Genomic DNA, 20,539 nt, shown 5'->3' with positions numbered 1-20,539 from the left:
GCGCTCTCGATGGAATTCGAGAGCGCTTTATATTATATTGAAAGAGGGATTTGGTAGAAAAATATGGGGGGATATTATGAAAATTCAAGTTGTATTATCAGGATACGGAACAGTAGGCAGAGAGTTTATAAAATTATTAAATGAAAAATATTCATATATATATGAAACATATGGGATTCAATTAGTTGTAAGCGGCGTATTAGGGAGAAATATTGCAATACATAATGAAGACGGCTTATCACTTCATCATTTATTAATGTATGGTGGCGGTACCGCTGCAATTGAAAAATATTTAGAGTATCATCCGAAGGAACGTGCAACAACTAGCATAAGTGGTACTGTATTGGTAGAATCAACAGTTACAAATCTTAAAGATGGAAATCCAGGGAAACAATATATGAAACAAGCGATTGAAAAACAGATGGATATAGTAGCAATTTCTAAAGGTGCGCTCGTTACAAATTGGAGAGAAATAAATGAAGCAGCAAAAGGCGCAAATATACGAATTCGATATAGCGGTGCAACAGCCGCTGCACTACCGACACTAGATATCGGACAATTTAGTTTAGCCGGTTGCAGTATTGAAAAAATAGAAGGAATATTAAATGGAACAACTAATTATATTCTTACGAAAATGTATGAGGAAGATATGACATTTGAAGAAGCACTGAAAGAAGCACAAAATAAAGGAATTGCTGAGACAAACCCTATATTAGATATAAGTGGTTCAGATAGTGCGTGTAAATTGTTACTTTTGACAAACAGCTTAATGGAAACAGAGAAAACACTTACTGATATACATATAAAAGGAATCGAGCACGTTACAAAACAGCAAATTCGAAATGCTAAGGAACAACATAAAATTATTAAATTAATAGCATCAACATATAAGGATGAGGGAGGCAATGTGAATTTAAATGTTGAACCGTGCCAAATAGAAAAAGATCATCCGTTAGCAAAAGTAAATGGAACCGAAAAAGGAATTACGTTCTTTACAGATACGATGGGACAAGTTACTACAATTGGTGGGGCTTCTAATCCAAGAGGCGCTGCAGCTGCAGCTTTAAAAGATGTAATAAACTTATATCGAAAAGATTTGTAAGACCGTACCGCCCTTTATAAAAAATACATATGCCGTGGACCTTTTGAGAATGAAATAAATATGCAAAAATGATTGCAGGGGGTAAGAAATTGTTTAAGGATTTTAAAGTTGTTAAAGAACGTCCCGTTTATATTCAATTGAAAGATTATTTGAAGAAAATGATTATGAAAGGGCATTTGCTCGGGGATCAAAAAATCCCATCAACAAGGGAACTAAGTGAATTACTAAGTGTGAGTAGAAACACTGTACTCGCTGCTTATGCAGATTTAGAGCAAGAAGGACTCATTTATGCAGTTAAAGGAAAAGGGAACTTTGTTGCCAAGGTGGATATATCTAACACTTCGTCTGTTGAAATAGATTGGAAAAATAAACTTAATACAGTGACCGCATTAGCGGACGAATTAGATTTAATGAAACATGGTGTTCGTTGGGAAAAGGGAATGATTGTTTTTAATAGTATAGCCCCGGATGAGAAGCTATTTGATGTTGAAAATTTCAAAAGAGCTTTTCTTACTCGTATGTCCATTGAAGGGGACATCGTATTGAACTACGGATATGCAAAGGGATATAGACCGTTAATGAATTATTTACTTCATTACATGGAAATGAAAGGTGTAGACATTTCGAATAAAGATATTCTAATTACAAATGGATTTACAGAAGGATTGGATATTGTACTCTCTTCTTTATCAAAAAAATCCGGTCGTGTCATTTGTGAGAATCCAACTCACCATGCTGCACTTAAGCTTTTCCGTTTACATGGACTTGAAGTTCATGGGATTGATATGCATGAGGATGGTATTGATACGAATGAAGTTGAAAAAAGTTTGCGTGAAAAAGATTTTGATTTTGCTTATTTAATTCCTTCTTATCATAATCCAACCGGTATTGTTACGAGTTCAGAGAAAAGAACGGAATTGATGAGGTTATTCTCAAAATACAACGTTCCTATTATAGAGGACGGATTTAATGAAGAATTACGTTATTCAGGTTCACATTTAGCTCCATTATTAACTTTTGCGGGAGCTGGCAATAATGTGATTTATATTAGTAGCTTTTCAAAGGTGCTTTTCCCTGGTTTACGTGTAGGCTGGATTATTGCAGATAAAGAGCTGATTCATTATTTAGAAAGCGTAAAAAGAGCAAGAACGATTCACACATCTACGCTAGATCAAGCTGTTCTGTTTCAATATTTACATGAGGGATATTTTGAAAAATATTTAAAAAAGGCAAGATCTGTTTATAAGAAAAAATATGAGTTAGCTGTCGGGGCATGTAACCAGTACATTCCTTTTAAAAGAATGACTGGAGATGGTGGACTTCATTTATTTATAGAGCTAGAAGAGCATATGAATGCCCGCACACTTTTACAAAAGTGTTATGAGAAAGGCGTTACGTTTTCACCTGGAGATGTTTTTTACTCTGATGGAGAAGGAGCAAACACTTTCCGATTAGGGTTTTCGCGCTTGAAAGAAGAAGAAATAGTTCGTGGAATTAAAATAATTGGTGATACATTAAAAAATGAAATTTGGAGTTGAGAAAATGAAAATCGGTGTTATTATGGGCGGGGTATCGTCTGAAAAACAAGTTTCAATTATGACGGGGAATGAAATGATTGCTCATTTAGATAAAAATAAGTATGAAATAGTTCCAATTACATTAAACGAAAAAATGGATTTAATTGAAAAAGCGAAAGACATTGACTTTGCATTGCTCGCATTACACGGAAAATACGGAGAAGATGGGACAGTTCAAGGAACACTGGAGAGTTTAGGGATTCCTTATAGCGGAAGTAATATGTTATCTAGCAGTATATGTATGGATAAAAATATTTCGAAAAAGATTTTACGTTATGAAGGTGTAGAAACACCAGATTGGATTGAACTTACAAAAATGGAGGATCTAAATCTTGATGAGTTAGATAAGTTAGGATTTCCATTAGTGGTAAAACCAAACTCTGGCGGATCGAGTGTCGGGGTGAAAATCGTTTACAATAAAAATGAATTGATCTCAATGCTAGAAACTGTATTCGAATGGGATTCTGAAGTAGTAATTGAGAAGTATATAAAAGGTGATGAAATTACATGTTCTATTCTGGATGGAAAACAGTTACCTATAGTTTCAATTCGACATGCAGCCGAGTTCTTTGATTACAATGCAAAATATGATGATACTAGTACCGTTGAGGAAGTTATCGAACTTCCAGCAGAAATTAAGGAACGTGTAAATAAAGCTTCACTGACTTGTTATAAAGCATTAAAATGTAGTGTTTATGCAAGAGTTGATATGATGGTGAAGGACGGAATTCCATATGTAATGGAAATTAATACATTACCAGGGATGACACAATCAAGCCTATTGCCCAAAAGTGCAGAAGCAGCGGGAATTAGTTATAGCAAACTATTAGATATGATTATTGAAACATCATTAAAAGTTAGAAAAGAAGAAGGGTTTTAAGGAGATTATATAACGAATTTTTTTGACAGTTTCACGAAGTATGCTATGATGAATACATTATAAAAACAAAATATTTATCCACTAGGGGGGCCTTTTATAGGCTGAGATCAAATGTGATTTTGAGACTCTTAGTACCTGATCTGGTTAATGCCAGCGTAGGGAAGTGGGAAAGACGTTGCTATTTAATGAGTAAATAAATACTGTCAATTTCACTTTCTTTACGCCTGTAAAGAAAGTTTTTTTATTTTACAGCTTTAATAATTGTGGATAAATACTTATATTTTATACATTATTGGAGGGATTTAAATGACTTTTTCACAATCATTACGTAAAGAAGTAGATTCAATTTGGGAAGCGAGTTTTAACCATCCTTTTGTAAAAAAACTTGGTGAAGGAACATTAGATTTAGCTAGTTTTCGCTATTATGTGCTTCAAGATTCATATTATTTGAGTCATTTTGCTAGAGTACAAACTTTAGGAGCTGCAAAAGCTCTTGAATTAGAGACGACAGCTCGTATGGCACATCATGCTCAAAATACATATGAGGCCGAGTTATCTTTACATGAGAATTTTGCTAAAAAACTAGGGATAACGAAAGAAGAAAAAGATAATTTTATTCCTGCGCCAACTGCATATGCGTATACTTCACATATGTATCGTGCTGCGTATGAAGGGCATTTAGGAGATACCATTGCAGCAATTTTACCTTGCTATTGGTTGTATTATGAAATTGGCGAACGCTTAAAAGAGTGCCAGCCGGAAGAGCCAATTTATAACGAATGGATTTCTGCTTATGGATCTGATTGGTTCCGTACGCTAGTTGAAGAACAAATTACACGTTTAGATACTATCGCTGAAAAAGTAACAGAGGCAGACCGCAAACGTATGAAACAGCATTTTATTATTAGCAGTCAATATGAATATTCATTTTGGGAAATGGCTTATACATTAGAAAAGTGGCCAGTGGATACAGACGTAAAAGACGTAATTGGATAAAGAATAGAAGTAATGTTATAGATAGGTCTGAATCATACCTATCTATATATTTTTTCTTGTCAAATTTGCGTAAAGTTATTAGTGCTACGGATATGGCGAAATAGAATATCGATAATTTAGCTCATTTACTTGTCTACGCATTAACTGGATAAACTTCTGTCACATTTATTTTACAATTAAAGAACGTAAATGTTGGTGGTATGAAGTTAAATAAGAAAAGAAACCCGAGCTATTAGCTGTAACGGAGTTGTTTTTTCTTCGCAGGAATTCCTAAATTATCATGGAGTGTTGTTAATACGATATGCAAATATGCATATCGTATTTTTTTGAGTTCTTTATGTGTTAAAATTAGATATAAAGATATAGAAATATAAAGAAGCAAAAGCAGGAATATCCAATGAATTTTGAGAGGTGTTATATGTTTACAAATAAGAAATTAATTCGATTTGGTTTATCGTTGTTTGTATTTTTAGGGATAATTAATTTTACAATCAGCTATTTCCAAACATATCTTGAAACAGCAGCAGATATTAAATGGGTAATTCCAGAAATTTGGAAAACTATTTTGCTAGATGTTCCTCAAGGTATACTTGTTCTTTTAGGCGCAATTGCTTTATATGATTTCACAAAAGAGGCATCACAAAAAGACGCATCAATCTAAGTGTGTCTTTTTTCAATTAGCAATTTCATAGAGAGTTTTGCTGGAGAAATAGAATGAAAAGCCCTAATTAGGGCTTTTTTTGTTGGAATTTCATATCCGTCATAGAAACCGGTCACTTGGAGGTGTTATAGCGAAAGCCATTTACAGTACAGAAAAATCTAAGCAGCAGACGGAAATATATAGGACATGGCATCATAATTATTGAGAAATTAATTGAACTTAGTAAGTATGAAGATATGACGCTAGAATTCATATTTTTAAATTTTTATTTATCCCGCTATTTGCCGGGCAGTAAGCCCCCCACCTCAAAATTCAGCGGAAGCAAAGAAGTTAGGTAGGGGATGAACAAAACCCCACTGATTAAAGTTTCACTTTATAAAAATGAGCCCATAGTAAAAATAGGTATATGAACAAGGTGCATCATCTAGTGATAAGTCATACTTTGTTGGTGTACGTATTGAACTTAGTTTATAGCGCTATTTCTACTTAGATGTAACGAACAGGAATATAGGGAAGTATCGATGAGGTTGTATTTTATAAACGGAGGTTATGAAAATGAATCAGTTTCAACAAGAACTACAAGCGTTAAGCCTTAATGATTACCGGTCTGGAAATATTGTCTATTGGGACCAGCAAAACCAATATCCATATTACTATATTGAAGATGCTGCTCGTCGCTGTGGCGGTTGTGGTCGTTGTGGCGGTTGTGGTGGAGGTCGTTGTGGCGGCTTCCGTTGTGGTGGCTTCCGTTGTATTGGTTGCTTCGGTTGTTTTGGTTGCGGAGGCTGTGGCGGTTGTGGCGGCTGTGGAGGCTGTGGTGGTTGCTCTAACTGTTTTGATGGTTTTACTGATACTACTGGTACTATTGTAACGTATGAATATTGATAACATCTATCTTGCTAGTTGCGGGCAGTAACATCCCCAAAAAAATTCAGCGAGAGCAAAGAGAAGTTAGGTGGCGGACTGCCCATAAAAGCCCGATTGGTGAGAGCTGATTAAAGTTTCACTTTATCAATAAAAAAACATTAGTTATATGTACGTGCCGACAAAGAATATAGCCATTATTAATGGATATATTCAATCATTCAAGTGAAAGAGTAACAATAAGATATATAGATGTAATTAACAGGTGATGGATAAAGCAATGACTAGATTTAAAATCTAATCATTGCTTTTTTCTTATGGTTTTATCATCAAATATCTGTCTAGTTTAGGCATTGCTTCCTTCTAGCTAATGATTTTATTACAACCGTGTAAGGTTAATGTAATGTTAATCGATAGTAAATGAAGTTGCTTAAGTGTATTTTAAATAAGATTAAAAAGTACTGTTTATCTACAAAATAATAGGGTAAATACTATGTAATTAGGAAGTGTATGAATATGGTTGAACTAAAATCTATTTTCCATTCGTATAAACTAAAGAGAAAAATAGCTAAAGATTTATACGGAAAAAGAGATGAATTGACACTGTTATTAAATGAATTTAATAAAATGAAATGTACAGTAACATCTGAAAAGAAGAAAAACAATATATTATCTCGTTTGCAACTAATTTATCAAAATATGAAATCGGATAAGCAGTACTCTCTAGCAGTTGCTTTTGATAGTAAATTATTGGAGCGATTAGAAAAAGAACCTCTACATACTATTGAGGATGGTGTAACATGTTTACATCTAATGTTAGATGTGAATTATGAGAAAATAAAACAATATGGTTCGAGTACAAGTAGGTCATTTGTTCCATTATCGCAGTCTTCTATTTGTCTTGCTGATTGTATTTGTTTAACAGGAGTTGTAGTAGGTTTACTAGGAGCAATTTCATTTGGGGGATTACTGTTATCTATATGTTCAATTACATAAAGGTTGATATTTGTAAAAAGGGCACCGAATTAAGGTGTTCTTTTTTGGTTTTTTTGTAAAGATATTGTAAATGATAAGTACAATGCATTAAGTGTAATGTATAATTCGAATGTATCAAAATTCAAATATAGTAGAGGTGTTATACATGATAATTACTTTGAATTTTTAAAAGAGTTGGTTTGATAATAATTTATATAGATAAACAGTTTTTACGTTTCTTTTAAATACTTGGTTTAAATGGATTAGATTAAGTAACTATTGTTCTAGCTTTTTGATAATCAAGACAACTGAAGAAAGGAAGGAATCATTTTATGAAAAAATTAAGGCTGCTAACATTTGAAAATATAGTAGAACCCCTTTTAAATGAAAAGGTATCATTTATATACTTTCCTATTGAATGGCTGGACATGGTAGAGATACATTATAAGACATTTTTATTAACGAGTAAGTTGAAACGTTTGAATGAAAGATTGTATGATATGTTTTCGGATATATTGTTTATTCAGCATAACCCATACGTATTAAATGAAAATACACCATGGATTGTATCGAAAGAACCTATTAGACAAGAGCAGCTCGATTATATTTTTCAAAGTTGGTATGAGATTATTCATGATTGGAAACCAAATAGATTAGTAGAACCACCAAAATATGAATGGCAATCCGATTTGATTTCTAATTTGCCAGTACTACATGATAATGAAACGTATTCTAAGTGGGTGCCCGCTTTAATCTCACATATTTTTTGTGAGCGTCCTATATATTTAAAAAATACAAATGAAGAAGAAATCTATTTTTCCCCTCTTAGATCACAAAATATTTGTGAGGCGATGTCAGGGCCGATAAAAGATGAAAAAACACAAGATTTTTTCTCCTATGTATATCGATTCGAATGCATAACCCGCGGTGGTGAGAACGCTCCATTATTAAATATTTCAATAGGGATTCGGAGATTTTATCAAGAATATAAGATGATAGGTCAAACAAACCTTGATATGACAACATTTGTTTGACTTTTTTTGATAAAATGCAAACATTTTGCAAACATAGGTTATCCAAAGATACTTTTACCGAAATTTTTAACTGCTTCTTCCTGCATATTCGGTAAAACATGAGAATAGACACTTAATGTCATTGAAATATCTGTATGACCTAATCGCTCACTGATGATTTTAGGGTTAACTCCTTGTTTCAATAGTAGAGTGGCGTGTGTATGTCTTAAATCATGGAATTTAATTTCTTTTATACCTACTTTGTGTGTCATCCTAATGAAACTTTTTCTGAAATGTGCTCTTTTTATGATTCTTCCAAACTCATTACAATTTATTAAATCTTGATCTAGATAAGCAGAACCAAACTTTAATTTCTCTTTATTGATTAAAATTTTATGTTTTTTTAAGGCTGCTATTGTTTCATTAGGTACAGGAATTGTGCGTTTTGATGAATTTGTTTTTGCAGTTTTTTTGATTTTATTGTCATGACCAGATGTTTGATTTATTGTAACAGTATGTTTTTCAAAATCAATGTCCTGCCATCGTAAACCTAGAACTTCTCCTAGACGCATACCTGTAGTTATTGCAAGTAGATACCCAATGTGATATCGTGATTCTTGTGAATGAGCTAAAAACTTTTTTACTTCTTCCTCTGTCCAAGTCTGGATAGGGGTTTTTTCTTTTTTAGGTATCTCAGCAAAATCTGCTGGATTTCGAGAAATAATATTTTGTTTTACAGCTAGGTTTAAAGCGCTCTTTAAAATTCTATGCATAAGCAGAATAGAATTGTTTGCAATCCCTTTATCTATCGCAGTCTTATAGCATTTTTGAATGTGCATAACATTTAATTTATGGAGCGCGACCATTCCTATACTAGGTATAACATGTTGGTTGATAAATGCCCTATAGCCAGCAAAGGTACTCTTTTCTATGCTCATACTTTTAATTTCTAGCCAATGATTTAGGTAATCTTTTAGCGTAACTTTAGATGGCTCTATAAAAGTTCCTTCATTTAACTCTGTAATTTTCTTTGCCACATCAGCCTGTGCTTCTTTTTTTGTCTTATACCCAGAAAACCACTTCTGTCTTCTTTTTCCTGTCTCTGGATTAGGCCCGATATCAATAACAATACAATACTTATTTCCTCTTTTTCGAATATGTCCTTTCACTTAAAACACTCCTTCATTTGTTTTGAATCATGTTGTATAAGTCTAGTTGTAATTTTGCTGCTATGAAAATTACATGTTTGGACATATCAGCGATGGATATATTCTACCATATATAAACAAATTCAGTTATAGGATATGATTGTCATCCAATGTTCAATAATAGTAAAATATTAATAGAATTAGATAAAGGGGGATGTAAGACTATGAGAAAATTCACAAATGATCCAGGCGGCGGTGGATGGGATATAAGTTTAGACCCTGGAACAGGCATATAGTACATAGGTGGAGCTTAACGGCTCTTTTTTTATTGTAGAAAAAAGAGCCGTTAGGCTCCCTTGAGAAACGTTGATATATAACGATTTTAAAACTTTCTCAATAAGAATCAGATAACTACACGACTGAATTTTGGAAAAAATGTGATATTATGAAAATAATAAAATAAACGGACGTGAAAAAGACCTACGACTGTGCAAGTGGTGCTCGCAACACCCTTACACCGTCCTCCCTAAACGCGCTAGGGAAAACACTTGTCATAAGTCTCAAACATAATTATAACACATAACCTAGATATAATGGCACGTTTTCCTGTAAACATAAGACATCTAGGGTAACGTTGTCTTTTTTGTCCATAAGGAGGACAAGGATTGTGCAAGTTTTATTGGATTTAAATGACATGCAGGAGTGTCTAAAATCAAATGGTTATACAAATCGTAAATTGGCAACACGTTTTAAAGTAACGCATACAACAGTCAATAGTTATTTTAAGAAGCAAGGTAAATTTGATTTTATGCACTTGGTTGATGCGCTGAAGCTATATAAGCCTAAAAATGTTGATTTTAGAAGGGAATGCATCAAAGAGTGTATACCTACACTATCACATAAAAATTTGAAATTAGCATTAGAAGTGTTAGATATGTTTGGAGAATATGGTCTTCAAGACCTAGTAATTCAACGAATAATGAGTTTTAAAACTAATAAAAATAAAAGCGAAGAAGAAAAGAAAAAAGGCAATTCAAAAACTGTAAGGATAAATTTAAATTTGGTTCCATTATACAAAACATTAAGAGAAAGAAGTGAAAATATAACTACTCCTAAGAGGTTCTTTGAGAAAGTTGATAAAATGAGAAAAAATCAAAAATACTCAGATAACGAGCTGGTAATAATATCTGTTTTAAATACAATTTACTCTTTTTTTGATTTAGGTAATTATAAGATGGTCAATGAACATATTCAGCAATTATTACCGGACATCTTGGGAATTAAATGTCATACATTAAGAGATTCTCTTTTATTAAGAATAAAAGAAATGGAAGTTTTCGTTGCACTTCACGAAAATAATTTAGACGAATCACGTGAATTATGTTTTGAAATAATAAATGATCAAAGTAATTGCTATGTTAGCACAAAGGCAGTAGCATATTGCAAAATTGGAGAAAGTTATGTTTTCTCTGATTATCAAAATGCTAAAGAGTACATGGAGAAATCATTAAATATAATTGGTGTTCCAGTGAATAAAAAATTAGAAGTAAGAAGAGAAAAAGTACTTAATACACTATTATTTTTAAGAATATATCATGAAAAAGATTTACATACCATTAACCCAGAAAATCTAGATGATGCTGAAAAAGCATTCTTATATGTAAAGCTAGGTGAAAATCAAAAAGCGATTAAAATTTTACAAGCTTTACAAAATACAAATGGATATCTTAGTAGTTTTCAATTGTACTATATGGGGCTTGCGGTCGGAGGAGAAGAAGGGAAGAAATACCTAGAAATGTCTATAGAAAGTTTTTCTAAATCAGGTGATTATTTCTATATATTCCTACCAAAGACAGCATTGAAATGTTATAATTGAATTATACAAAAAGGGTGGTGAAACGCTTGAAAAATAAGCTTTTGAAAATAGTTTTCACTATTGCTACTGTAGTTTGTCTTTCTATCACAGCTTTTCAGGTGACAGAAAAAGATAAGGTGCAAAGTGCTAAAGAACAAAAAACAACTTTATATATGATTGATCCAGGCCCAGGAGGCGGGTAATTAATATAATATTAGAAATGACACTATCAAATTGGTAGTGTCATTTCTACTTTATAGGGAATGGAAACATTTTGACTGAAACGACAAAAACTTTCCACTTTAAGACGGTTAATATATAAAACAGGATGTAAGGGGAGAATTAAGGATGACGAAAGAGGAAATTGTAATCCTATTTTTAGATACTGTGAAAGAATATGCACCAGATCAATTAGAAGAATATATAGCAGAAATTAAAAAAATAGCCATTCCTAATTAAGGGGCTATTTTTCTGTTTTATTATGGTGTTTGCTAAGAGCTTGAGCGATAGCTAACATTTGTTCTAACGCCATATCTTCTTTATCCTTTGGCAGCGGTTCTAGCCATTCCATGATTTCTTTGAATTTTTTATATTTATCATCACTAGAGTCGTCATCTTTATTTTCTCCGTACAAATAATTTACAGGTACATTAAATCTCTTCGCTATCTTTTCTATGGTTTCACGACTTGGGAATGCTTTTCCATTTTCAAACTTTGAAACAGTCCCTTTAGTTAAATCCACTTCTTTTCCGAATTGTTCTTGATTCATTTTGTTATCTATTCGAATTTGTTTAATTCTATCCTTCATTTCCATATTTAAATACTCCCCTTTTTACGATATATCGTAAATTACGTTAATTACATTATAAAGTTTCCTAGCAAGAAACGTAAAGAGTAAAAAAAGTTTCCTTCTCTGAAATTTTTTTGTTAAAAACACTTGAAGTTTCACGTTATGAAACTTATAATGAGTTTGTAAGCATCAGAAGGGAGTGATCAGATGCAAAATCAAAAACAACTAACGGCACTTCAAAAAGCTTTTGAAGATTCTGGTCTTAAATATCATGAATTAGCTAATATGGTTGGTATATCAAAGTCTTACTGCTATAAAATTATAAATTATAATCTAAGAGTTTATTATGATGTAGCTGTAAAAATATCAAATGTTTTAGGTGAAAAAACCGACATTCTATTTAATGAACAGGAAAAAAATTTTGAATATGAGGTTTCATTAGATGAAACTAAAGGGGGGTGAAAAAAATGAGCCAATTACAAGTTTTGCAACATCCAGTAAATGAGTTTGTTTTTATGGAAGGGAATTAAGTTGTTCATGATGGTGGAAAGAAACTTTTCGCAGCAACTTGGAGAGACGTAAAATCAGCGTTTGCAGTAAACAGTTATTGCAACATTTTACAGAAAGATTTCAATGAAGAGATATCATACATAAAAGCATGACGGCCAAGGTTAGTATGATTATCCATCGTTAATATAATTTAGGAAGGAGAAAAAAGAAATGGGATTAGATCAAATCATTAAAGAATCAATCCGCGAAGTTGTTCGAGAGGAGATACAAGCTGCTTTAGCGCAGTTCCAACAACAATCACAACCAAACAAAGTAATGAGGGTGAAAGAAGCAGCAGAATATCTCAATATCGCTGTTTGTAGAATGTATGAATTAGCAAGTCATCCACAGTTTCCAGTGATTAGGGAAGGGCGCAAATTACTTTTCCTACAAAAGGATTTAGAAGCTTGGCTTGAAACACAAAAGGAGGTGATTTAGTGGAAGATACAACATCGTTAGTTATATTCGCAATGTTTATCGCGTGCAGCGCATTGTTACTTTACATTACTTATGAACCAATAAAACAGTGGGCTTGGAGTGACGTAAAACAAAATAAAAAGACCCATGGCAGTGGGTCCTTTAAGAAAAAACAGTTGTTATAAGTATATCACGAAAAGTAGGGAAATAGTAGATGCGTCTAACTGAATATCAAGTGCTATTACCTAATAAGTTTTGGAACTTAGCAAAGAGCAGGGATGAATTAAAGCAAATGATTGAACAGTATTTCAAGGCTGGTTATCCGCATTATGAAATTCAACGAATTATCAAAAGTGGACAAGTATATGTGGCGGTTTGTACAAGGAGGTAAATAAATGGCAACATTTCGAGTTAGTAAAAGTAAAAATTACACAACCATTAATAATACAGGTCTTCGAGATGAACGTTTAAGTTGGAAAGCAAAAGGAATATTGGCTTACATTTTATCGTTACCAGATGATTGGGTGTTTTACATGGAGGAAATATCTACTCATGCGAAAGATGGAATTGATAGTTTAAGAGTAGGAATGAAAGAACTAAAAAAATTCGGTTATGTTAGAAGGTTTCCTGTAAAAAACGAAAAGGGAAAGATTACTAACTGGGAGACAATTATTTATGAAGTTCCACAAGTGGAGAATCCAGATATGGAAAATCCACAAGTGGAAAAATCACAAATGGAAGTTCCATTTATGGAAAATCCCAAGCTACTAAGTACTAAAGAACTAAGTACTAATAAACAAAATACTAATATACAAAGTAGTAGTAGCATCTTCTATTTCTACGAAAATAATTTCGGTATTTTAAATTCATTCATAGCCGAAAGTATTTCACAATGGGTAAACGATACAAGCGAAGAGCTTGTACAAGCAGCTATGGAGCGTGCTTTGAAACAGCAGAAGAAATGGAATTATGCTGAAGGGATTTTAAAACAGTGGGTTAACAAAAACATTCGTACTTTAGCTGATGTAAATGCAGCAGAAATAGAGTTTAAGAACAAAGGTGTAAAAGGAGCGAATAGATATGGCAACACCAATGAAAAAACTGGCGGAATCCCTGGAATCGAAGGTGAATTACCATTCTGATCAATGTATGAATCACTCCTATGTAATAGGTGGACAAACAATCATTAAGCCAATTCAAATGATTATTTATCAAGGAAAACCTGTTTGTCCAAGATGTGTAGTTGAGCAAAACGATAAGGTTTTGGAAGAACAAGCTAACGCTCATTATAAGAAGATTAGCCGTTTGCAGAAATTCAACATGCTGGAAAAGGCTAGTGTTATTACAAACAAGAAAATTCTTCTTTCAAGATTATCTGATTACAGAGCCGGATGTGATGAAACGATTAGTCACAAGAAAGCTGTAGAAGAAACCTTGGAGGATTTAAAGAACGGAGAAATAAGAAAAGTTGTATTTACAGGAAATCAAGGGACGGCAAAAAGTTTCCTAGCATACAGCATGCTTCATGAATTAAATCAATATTTTTGGGATGTCAGTCAAAAAGAAGAAAATTATCATCTTATGAAAAGTTGCTTGTACGTTGAATTAGAAGCAATAACAAGAATGATTATGGATTCTTTTGATGATAAGAGCAGTAAACATACACTTCAATATTTCGTTCAATTAATTGGACAAGCTGATTTTGTAGTATTAGATGATCTTGGGGCAGAAAGTGGTTCAACGGATTCAAATAGACAGGCATCTGATTTCATACAACGCCTGTTATATGCGGTATCAAATGCTAGACAGGGAATGAGTACATTTACCACAACAAACTTTACTGGAAAAAAACTTTTTAATAAATACGATGCTAAGACCGTTAGTCGTTTATTAGGTGATTCAAAGGTATTGAAATTTACGACAGCTGATCAAAGGCTTGCAAACTTAGGTTTCTAATAAGGAGGAATAAGCATGTGTGTATTATGTCATGATACAGGAATTATTCGTAAAGAAACTTATCCAGGTGTGATTGAAACGAGCGGTTGTAATTGTGAAGTGGCAATACAGCAGCAAGAAGAAAACGATAAGCGTTGGCAAGCATGGTTAGTGAAATTCGAATCAATGAAACAAGAGCTGCAACGGAATCAACAACAAAAAGTTAGCTAACAAGAAAAAGGGGGATTTCAGTCGTATGAAGCCTACGAAAGTTGAAATCGATGTTACTGATAATAAAATTTATGTGGTCAAAAATGGCGAGGTCACGCCACTGAATCCTCCAGTAACAGGATTCGGGGAACAAGTAATTACTTGGCAAGGTGGAAAAGTTGATCGTGTTTCAACTACGATTACGGAAAAAATTAAATAACTGGGGATGCGATTATGAAGCAATTAACTATTGATGACGTTATAGGGAGTTTCCGTTACAACGCTATAAGCACCAGTGAAAAGTTTTTGAATCCAAGCTTTGAAGTACATTTTTACGATAAAGAGGAACGGCAAAAGATGGATTGCTTTGATGCTAGGAATGAAGCTGAAGCTTGGGATGCAACATTAGAAGAGTATGGGAAAGGTATTCAGAAGATTAGGATAACTTATTCAAATCGTACTAGGGCACAATTTTTGGCACTTGATTAGGAGGGAGAATGATGGCGGCTTTAAATCGTTGGTTAACCGATGAAGAATATGCAAGAGCTTTATCTAATGGAATTAGTAGAAAGACGCTACATTATCGTGTTTATGAAGCGGAATGGGATTTAGAAGAAGCAGTAACAGCACCACCAGGAAGCGTAAGGCATAACAAGTTTGAGGGAGTGCACACGAAATGGCGTAGAATCGCTGAGGCGAATGGTATAAACGCAGCTACATTTTACAGTAGATTAAATAGCGGTTGGGGATATCAAGAGGCCTCTACGAAACCAGCTATAAAAAGAAAAGGTTTGGGAAAAGTGTGGTTAGAACGAGCTAAGCCCAATGGAATTGGCTATAGCACGTTTATGACAAGAGTAATCACTAGAAAGTGGGATATAGAAAAGGCTGTAACAACACCAGTAATTAGGACTGGAAAAAATGCCTCAGTACGATTCGAGAAATCGATTGTGAGAAACTGAAGGAATTAAAAAAAGGGGTTGGAGATAATGAAGGAAGTAATCAAGGAATATATAAATCAATTGCAACAATCAGCGCTAGAAAACAGAAAGGAATCAGATAAAGCGTATGATGCTGGAGATTTAGGTTTATCAGGTTACTATCGTGGTCAATGGATTGCGAATGAGGGAACAGCAATTGCATTAGAGACTATCATGATGCGAAACACATTGATATTCGGTATAGGTGAGGCTCAAGAAAGGGTTGGAAAATTAACTAAAAAACTTGTGGAAGCTAAAGAAGTAGCTAATGAATTAGCTTCCACTAAAGTTTATATTCAAGATACTAGAAAGAAGGAACTTGACCAATATATTGAAGAATTACGGATTGATTTCATAAAAACTTTTCATCACGAGCCCGAAGGATTCTATCTGGTAGCGGAAGGACAGAATGGACGTTGCCAGATATCTTTATCGAGAAGACGAAGTTTTTCCGAGAAGTAATAACTTCTAAAGTGTTATCTCCAACCACTACATCATTTGGATCGTTAAAGTGGAAAAATAAAGTGCCTCTTAAAGATGTATATGGGGGAATATCCAATACAGGTTGTAAACATTTATCGTCTATAAAAAATATCGTTTGGTGTTCAGTTCCGCTTGATAAAACACCATTATGTATCGTGTCTCTGGGTTGTGTTGTAGCGCAATAGCGATCACCAGGTTTGCTATAAGAGTTAAAAGTTCGTTTATTGTTTAAAGTAAACTCTATTATCGAAATAGGTAAGGCGCTTTTGTTAGTAATAATAACATCAATAATTGCTCTAAAATCACTTTGCCAATATACATCAGGCGTGTCTAAATCAATTCTATCAGGTCTCATTATGCTAGCTAAAGAATTATTGCCAATTTGCTGACATGTAATATTTGCTTTATTTCTTTGAAAGTTAGCAAATGTAATGATAAAGGTCACTAAGGAAATCAAAAATGTTGCAATTGGGATTATATTCAGTTTTAGAAATTCTATTAATTGAGTTATATCTCCAGTATTAATGATAATCACCTCCTTTTATAATCATTATACGATATATAAGGACGGGTAACTAACTTATAGATGATTAGATATAAAATTTGAATTTTGTATAAAAATTAAAGAAGCCTATACTTCAATATAGTATAGGCCGAGGGACTAAAATTAATCCGTTATTAATTTCGAATAGATATTTAAATCGATAAGCTTCCCAGCTGAGATTTCGCTTTTTCTTAGAGTCCCTTCAAAAGTGAATTGTAATTTTTGTAATACTTTTATGGAGTTCACATTTTCAGGTTCAACTTTTGCTTCGACACGATTTAGTTTCAAATGTGTAAAAGCATAATCTAATAGAGCAGAAATGGCTTCAGGGGCATATCCCTTGCCCCAAAAGAATTTCGAAATATCATAGCCAATTTCTGTTTTTGAGTTTTCGAAATCCAAGGAATTATAGCCACATGAACCGATAATTTGATTAGAATCTTTTTCAATAATGGTAAAACGGAAAGCTTTGTTATTTTGAGCAAGTTCATTGAGAAAATGAATCATATTTTTCGCTTGATTTTCGTCAGTGAAATTACTTATATTCATGAATTTTGTAACGTCAGGATCAGACCATATTTTAAACATACTTAATGAATCAGATTCCTTCATTTGTCTTAGATGTAATCTTTGTGTCTGTAATTCTGTAATCAATACTTTTACCTCCATTATATTGTTGTGATGGGTAGATTAAAAATATTGATATCTGCGCATAATTCAGTCCCTTCTGGATTAGTTAACTTCCATTATATAAGAAATTACTAAATTGAACAAAAGCGTTATTTTATAGTGATGCAAAAAGAGTACATATCAAATATGTACTCTTGAAAAAAGGAAGTGTATATAAGTGATGAAACACTATACTACAACATATGCTTGTCTCATTTAAAAGTGCAAGGAATATAACAAAATAGTTATTTTAATCAAAAAGAGCACCATTTGCCCTAAGGGTGCTCTTCGACCAAGAATTATATTTTGTATTTTTTATAGTCCGTATAAGTATATGTTATTGCTAATAAATAGTGCGATAAAAGAAACGCATACTGTACAAATTAACTTGTGGGTTAAGGAAAGAAAATCACATACCAAATTGATAATAATGCAATCCATCCAATAGTAAGGGATATGTATTTTAAAATTTTCATAAATGCTCCTTTTAGGTATAGGGTGCACCAAGCTAGAGAATGTTATTAATTTTTAAACAAAATTCTTATTTAACAACAAATAAAAAGAGCGCTAATCAAGAGCGCTCCTTATACCTTGTTATAACGAAAGTGACGAACTCACATTATACAGAAAGGTAGTATTAAAGTATGTAAAAGTATGAAATTGGTGAATGGGTTCAAACCAAATTTTTATTTAGTTAAAAAGAGGTCCTAAGAAACTAGGACCAAAAGCGAAGTATCATCTTTAAAGTGAAAGTAAAAAGATTGATATGTGCTTATTCTATCACAAATCGAAATTTTTAAAAATTAAATGATTAAAAAGTGATTTATAAGGATAAAGTATAGTTGCTTTATAAATGATTACTCTTTAACCTAAGTAATTACCCTACCTGAAAAATACTTATACTTGCAGATACATTTGTTAAAGAGCCGCCATCATTATTAGATAGGGTGATAGTACCTGCTGAAGAAGTATTATTTATTAAAGTTAATGTTGAAGGAACAGTTGTTACTGTGAAAGCAACAGTACCTTGATTTATAGAATGTGGAGACCCAGTTCCATAACGACCGCCAGGAATCGGTGTACCGTTTAGTGCAAAGGAAAATTGGTTTTCACGAGCAGCTTCTAACTGGAATTCTGCTACATATGTTCCTCTGGTGTTAATTGTAATATTTCCAGTGCCCGCTATATGGGTAAAAGCGCTACCTATTATAGGTCCATTGGTATTAAAAGTGACACTGCCACCTACTACAATTGACTGATTGGTAGTATCAAAAATATATAGGTAGTTTGTTAAACCTACACCAGCAGGCCCCGTAACACCAGTCGGTCCAGTTGGATGGTGGGGGATGATAATAGGTTTAATATCTGAAAAAGTAAATGTATTGAATATATCTTTATTTTTATATTCTATCAAAATCACCTCATCTTTGCGTTTAGAAAAATAGTAGCATAATCTTTTTTTATTAATGTTTCATTTATATGTTATTAGTTTAATTAATTTTGGAACCAGCAAATAACTACTTTTGCACTTTAGTTTTAATAACATTGTTATTTCGTATCAATGAAAAGAGCACACAATAAGTATGCTCTTTGAAAAGAAAGATAGATTACCATGAGCAGATGCCTCTATACAATAACATATGCTTGTCCAGTTAAAAGGTGAATAGATAAAAGAACCCGTTTGTTATAAACGGATTCTTCCCACAAGGTTTGCAAGAAATTCAAGGTAACTAGACCGGAGCACTTATTGAATTTCTTGTAATAATACTGTATGCAAAGGAATTAATAATGTTAAAGAAATTTAAACAAAATCCTTACTTAAATTAAGAAGCCCTAGAGTTAGGGCTCTAGAGCTTCTTGTGTTGGTATATCTCACACGATTTTATAAAAAGAATAGAACGTACTGAAGATAACACATGAATGTTTCATAAATGTATCAAAAAAGTGAACAAAATCGTTATTTGGTAGAAATGGAGCGTGGGTAATGTTTATTAAAGAATTTAAAGTTACGGGAAATATGGTCGAAGGACAAATTATTGGGAATTGGACAAATAAAAATCCATATGCTTTTAGATTAGAAAAAGTTTCTGAATCAATCTACGAGGAAGGCGATTTAGATAAATTGATAACTGAGTTGCAAGCTATACAAGCGAAGATTAAAGAAGGAAATAATGAATAGGTAAAAACTAAACCAAAACGCTATTTGGCACAACAAAGCAGCTAGCTAAAGTAGCTAACTGCTTGCTGTAAATACTATTCCACATGGATACGCAAATTGTAACCACAAGTTACATTTATAGTATAAACAGATTTGAAAATGTTATGCAGGAAAGTAAACTAGATAAAAACTTCAGTTTGCACAACAAAGTAGCTAGCTTAATGAGCTAACTACCTGTTGTACAAAAGAAACTAGGCCCTACAAGTAAATGGTATGTAACTTTAAGTTACAGCCAAAGTATAAGCGGAATTAAAAGTATTATGTGGAAATAATAATGATCTTAATAAAAATTTCATTTTGTCATAAATAAAAAGGCAGTTGTTTCCGCAACTACCTTTTTATAAAACAGAGCAACTTTTTCAAAAACAAGATATGAATGATTCCTGGAAAGGTTATAGGATATAAGCCTATTTCTATAACGAAAGCGACGAGATCAAGTTATAAGAAAGGACAGATTATAGTGTACGGGGATTGTTTGAGAAGGTAATAAATAAAAGAGCAGCTAGCAAAAGCTAACTGCAATAAGAACACTACAACCATTAATTTAAGGAGTATAAAATTTCATGGTTGATTTATAGTATGGATAAAAATATCAAGTTAATGTAACAAAAATTAAAATAGAGCAGTTAGTTGTGGTAACTGCTCTATTTAATACAACCTGGGTAAGAAGCAG

25 protein-coding genes, 3 pseudogenes and 1 riboswitch are annotated in these 20,539 nt (G+C 32.9%); of the genes and pseudogenes, 24 read left to right on the top strand and 4 right to left on the bottom strand.

Annotation, left to right across the window (positions count from 1 at the left end; genetic code table 11):
* The first annotated feature begins 76 nt into the window (after window positions 1–76).
* The 9 genes and pseudogenes from DN401_RS02055 (at window position 77) to DN401_RS02015 (ending at window position 8,089) form a co-directional block, all read left to right on the top strand.
* Window positions 77–1,102, top strand: coding sequence for a homoserine dehydrogenase (locus DN401_RS02055; protein WP_000701757.1), 1,026 nt, complete (start codon window positions 77–79; stop codon window positions 1,100–1,102).
* A gap of 89 nt (window positions 1,103–1,191) precedes the next feature.
* Window positions 1,192–2,640, top strand: a complete 1,449-nt coding sequence (gene pdxR, locus DN401_RS02050) for a MocR-like pyridoxine biosynthesis transcription factor PdxR (protein ID WP_000471644.1) — start codon at window positions 1,192–1,194, stop codon at window positions 2,638–2,640.
* Between the two features lie 4 nt (window positions 2,641–2,644).
* Entirely contained in the window at window positions 2,645–3,559 is a 915-nt protein-coding gene (locus DN401_RS02045; protein WP_002164531.1) for a D-alanine--D-alanine ligase, read from the top strand.
* Window positions 3,560–3,632: 73 nt separating this feature from the next.
* A riboswitch (TPP riboswitch) is annotated at window positions 3,633–3,738 on the top strand.
* A 127-nt stretch (window positions 3,739–3,865) separates the two neighbouring features.
* Window positions 3,866–4,555, top strand: a complete 690-nt coding sequence (tenA, locus tag DN401_RS02040; RefSeq protein ID WP_000144518.1) for a thiaminase II — start codon at window positions 3,866–3,868, stop codon at window positions 4,553–4,555.
* A 397-nt stretch (window positions 4,556–4,952) separates the two neighbouring features.
* Window positions 4,953–5,216, top strand: coding sequence for a DUF3937 domain-containing protein (locus DN401_RS02030; RefSeq protein WP_002082716.1), 264 nt, complete (start codon window positions 4,953–4,955; stop codon window positions 5,214–5,216).
* Window positions 5,217–5,771: 555 nt separating this feature from the next.
* Window positions 5,772–6,101: a heterocycloanthracin/sonorensin family bacteriocin gene (locus DN401_RS02025; protein WP_113710692.1), complete on the top strand. Its 330-nt coding sequence runs from the start codon at window positions 5,772–5,774 to the stop codon at window positions 6,099–6,101.
* A gap of 145 nt (window positions 6,102–6,246) precedes the next feature.
* Window positions 6,247–6,381 (top strand): annotated as a pseudogene (locus DN401_RS30440) (site-specific integrase); the annotation flags it as partial.
* Between the two features lie 209 nt (window positions 6,382–6,590).
* Window positions 6,591–7,076, top strand: a complete 486-nt coding sequence (locus DN401_RS02020) for a homoserine dehydrogenase (protein ID WP_127063977.1) — start codon at window positions 6,591–6,593, stop codon at window positions 7,074–7,076.
* A 311-nt stretch (window positions 7,077–7,387) separates the two neighbouring features.
* Window positions 7,388–8,089 (top strand): pPIWI_RE module domain-containing protein, encoded by a 702-nt coding sequence (locus DN401_RS02015; protein WP_086403819.1) that lies wholly within the window; start codon window positions 7,388–7,390, stop codon window positions 8,087–8,089.
* Window positions 8,090–8,127: 38 nt separating this feature from the next.
* Here the strand turns inward: DN401_RS02015 and DN401_RS02010 are convergent, their stop codons facing one another.
* Window positions 8,128–9,237, bottom strand: a complete 1,110-nt coding sequence (locus tag DN401_RS02010) for a site-specific integrase (protein ID WP_149287483.1) — start codon at window positions 9,235–9,237, stop codon at window positions 8,128–8,130.
* A gap of 646 nt (window positions 9,238–9,883) precedes the next feature.
* Between DN401_RS02010 and DN401_RS02005 the strand changes: the two genes are divergently transcribed.
* Window positions 9,884–11,092, top strand: a complete 1,209-nt coding sequence (locus DN401_RS02005) for an AimR family lysis-lysogeny pheromone receptor (protein ID WP_149287482.1) — start codon at window positions 9,884–9,886, stop codon at window positions 11,090–11,092.
* 26 nt (window positions 11,093–11,118) lie between these two features.
* Window positions 11,119–11,274 (top strand): hypothetical protein, encoded by a 156-nt coding sequence (locus DN401_RS02000; RefSeq protein ID WP_179953567.1) that lies wholly within the window; start codon window positions 11,119–11,121, stop codon window positions 11,272–11,274.
* Window positions 11,275–11,534: 260 nt separating this feature from the next.
* Here the strand turns inward: DN401_RS02000 and DN401_RS01995 are convergent, their stop codons facing one another.
* A complete protein-coding gene (locus DN401_RS01995; protein ID WP_000425256.1) occupies window positions 11,535–11,885 on the bottom strand; it encodes a helix-turn-helix transcriptional regulator in 351 nt (116 codons plus the stop codon).
* A gap of 183 nt (window positions 11,886–12,068) precedes the next feature.
* Here DN401_RS01995 and DN401_RS01990 point away from each other — a divergent pair, with 183 nt between their 5' ends.
* The 12 genes and pseudogenes from DN401_RS01990 to DN401_RS01945 form a co-directional block, all read left to right on the top strand.
* On the top strand, window positions 12,069–12,323 hold the full coding sequence (locus tag DN401_RS01990; protein ID WP_149287480.1) for a helix-turn-helix domain-containing protein: 255 nt from the start codon (window positions 12,069–12,071) through the stop codon (window positions 12,321–12,323).
* 98 nt (window positions 12,324–12,421) lie between these two features.
* A pseudogene (locus DN401_RS30075) lies at window positions 12,422–12,523 on the top strand (Rha family transcriptional regulator); the annotation flags it as partial.
* A gap of 58 nt (window positions 12,524–12,581) precedes the next feature.
* Window positions 12,582–12,848 carry a helix-turn-helix domain-containing protein gene (locus DN401_RS01980; RefSeq protein ID WP_000522024.1) on the top strand — a complete coding sequence of 89 codons (267 nt, stop codon included), beginning with the start codon at window positions 12,582–12,584 and terminating at the stop codon, window positions 12,846–12,848.
* Window positions 12,848–13,012, top strand: a complete 165-nt coding sequence (locus DN401_RS29685; RefSeq protein WP_000390298.1) for a hypothetical protein — start codon at window positions 12,848–12,850, stop codon at window positions 13,010–13,012. The genes DN401_RS01980 and DN401_RS29685 overlap by 1 nt, the downstream gene beginning before the upstream one ends.
* Window positions 13,013–13,041: 29 nt before the next feature.
* Window positions 13,042–13,218 (top strand): hypothetical protein, encoded by a 177-nt coding sequence (locus DN401_RS29680; RefSeq protein WP_001241130.1) that lies wholly within the window; start codon window positions 13,042–13,044, stop codon window positions 13,216–13,218.
* Window positions 13,219–13,222: 4 nt separating this feature from the next.
* Window positions 13,223–13,969 (top strand): DnaD domain protein, encoded by a 747-nt coding sequence (locus tag DN401_RS01975; RefSeq protein ID WP_149287479.1) that lies wholly within the window; start codon window positions 13,223–13,225, stop codon window positions 13,967–13,969.
* Window positions 13,908–14,783, top strand: coding sequence for a P-loop NTPase family protein (locus DN401_RS01970; protein ID WP_149287478.1), 876 nt, complete (start codon window positions 13,908–13,910; stop codon window positions 14,781–14,783). The genes DN401_RS01975 and DN401_RS01970 overlap by 62 nt, the downstream gene beginning before the upstream one ends.
* 15 nt (window positions 14,784–14,798) lie before the next feature.
* Window positions 14,799–14,993, top strand: coding sequence for a hypothetical protein (locus tag DN401_RS01965; protein WP_016124626.1), 195 nt, complete (start codon window positions 14,799–14,801; stop codon window positions 14,991–14,993).
* A 25-nt stretch (window positions 14,994–15,018) separates the two neighbouring features.
* Window positions 15,019–15,192, top strand: coding sequence for a DUF3954 domain-containing protein (locus DN401_RS01960; protein WP_000805174.1), 174 nt, complete (start codon window positions 15,019–15,021; stop codon window positions 15,190–15,192).
* 14 nt (window positions 15,193–15,206) lie between these two features.
* Window positions 15,207–15,461, top strand: a complete 255-nt coding sequence (locus DN401_RS01955; protein ID WP_149287477.1) for a hypothetical protein — start codon at window positions 15,207–15,209, stop codon at window positions 15,459–15,461.
* An 8-nt stretch (window positions 15,462–15,469) separates the two neighbouring features.
* Entirely contained in the window at window positions 15,470–15,934 is a 465-nt protein-coding gene (locus tag DN401_RS01950; RefSeq protein ID WP_149287476.1) for a nucleoside permease, read from the top strand.
* A 27-nt stretch (window positions 15,935–15,961) separates the two neighbouring features.
* Window positions 15,962–16,135 (top strand): annotated as a pseudogene (locus DN401_RS01945) (glyoxalase); the annotation flags it as partial.
* Window positions 16,136–17,102: 967 nt separating this feature from the next.
* Here the strand turns inward: DN401_RS01945 and DN401_RS01930 are convergent.
* Both DN401_RS01930 and DN401_RS01925 read right to left on the bottom strand, forming a co-directional pair.
* Complete coding sequence (locus DN401_RS01930) at window positions 17,103–17,633, bottom strand: GNAT family N-acetyltransferase (RefSeq protein ID WP_071679571.1); 531 nt, start codon at window positions 17,631–17,633, stop codon at window positions 17,103–17,105.
* Between the two features lie 892 nt (window positions 17,634–18,525).
* Entirely contained in the window at window positions 18,526–19,068 is a 543-nt protein-coding gene (locus DN401_RS01925; RefSeq protein ID WP_149287475.1) for a collagen-like protein, read from the bottom strand.
* 564 nt (window positions 19,069–19,632) lie between these two features.
* Between DN401_RS01925 and DN401_RS01920 the strand changes: the two genes are divergently transcribed.
* The gene (locus DN401_RS01920) at window positions 19,633–19,827 is read left to right on the top strand and encodes a hypothetical protein (protein WP_149287474.1); all 195 of its coding nucleotides are present in this window, start codon (window positions 19,633–19,635) and stop codon (window positions 19,825–19,827) included.
* The last annotated feature ends 712 nt before the right edge of the window (window positions 19,828–20,539 follow it).

The organism is Bacillus sp. BF2-3, from assembly GCF_008368795.1.
In the GTDB taxonomy this organism is placed as follows: domain Bacteria; phylum Bacillota; class Bacilli; order Bacillales; family Bacillaceae_G; genus Bacillus_A; species Bacillus_A cereus.
Note: the sequence above shows the minus strand (reverse complement) of the source record. Positions and strands in the feature narration are given on the sequence as shown.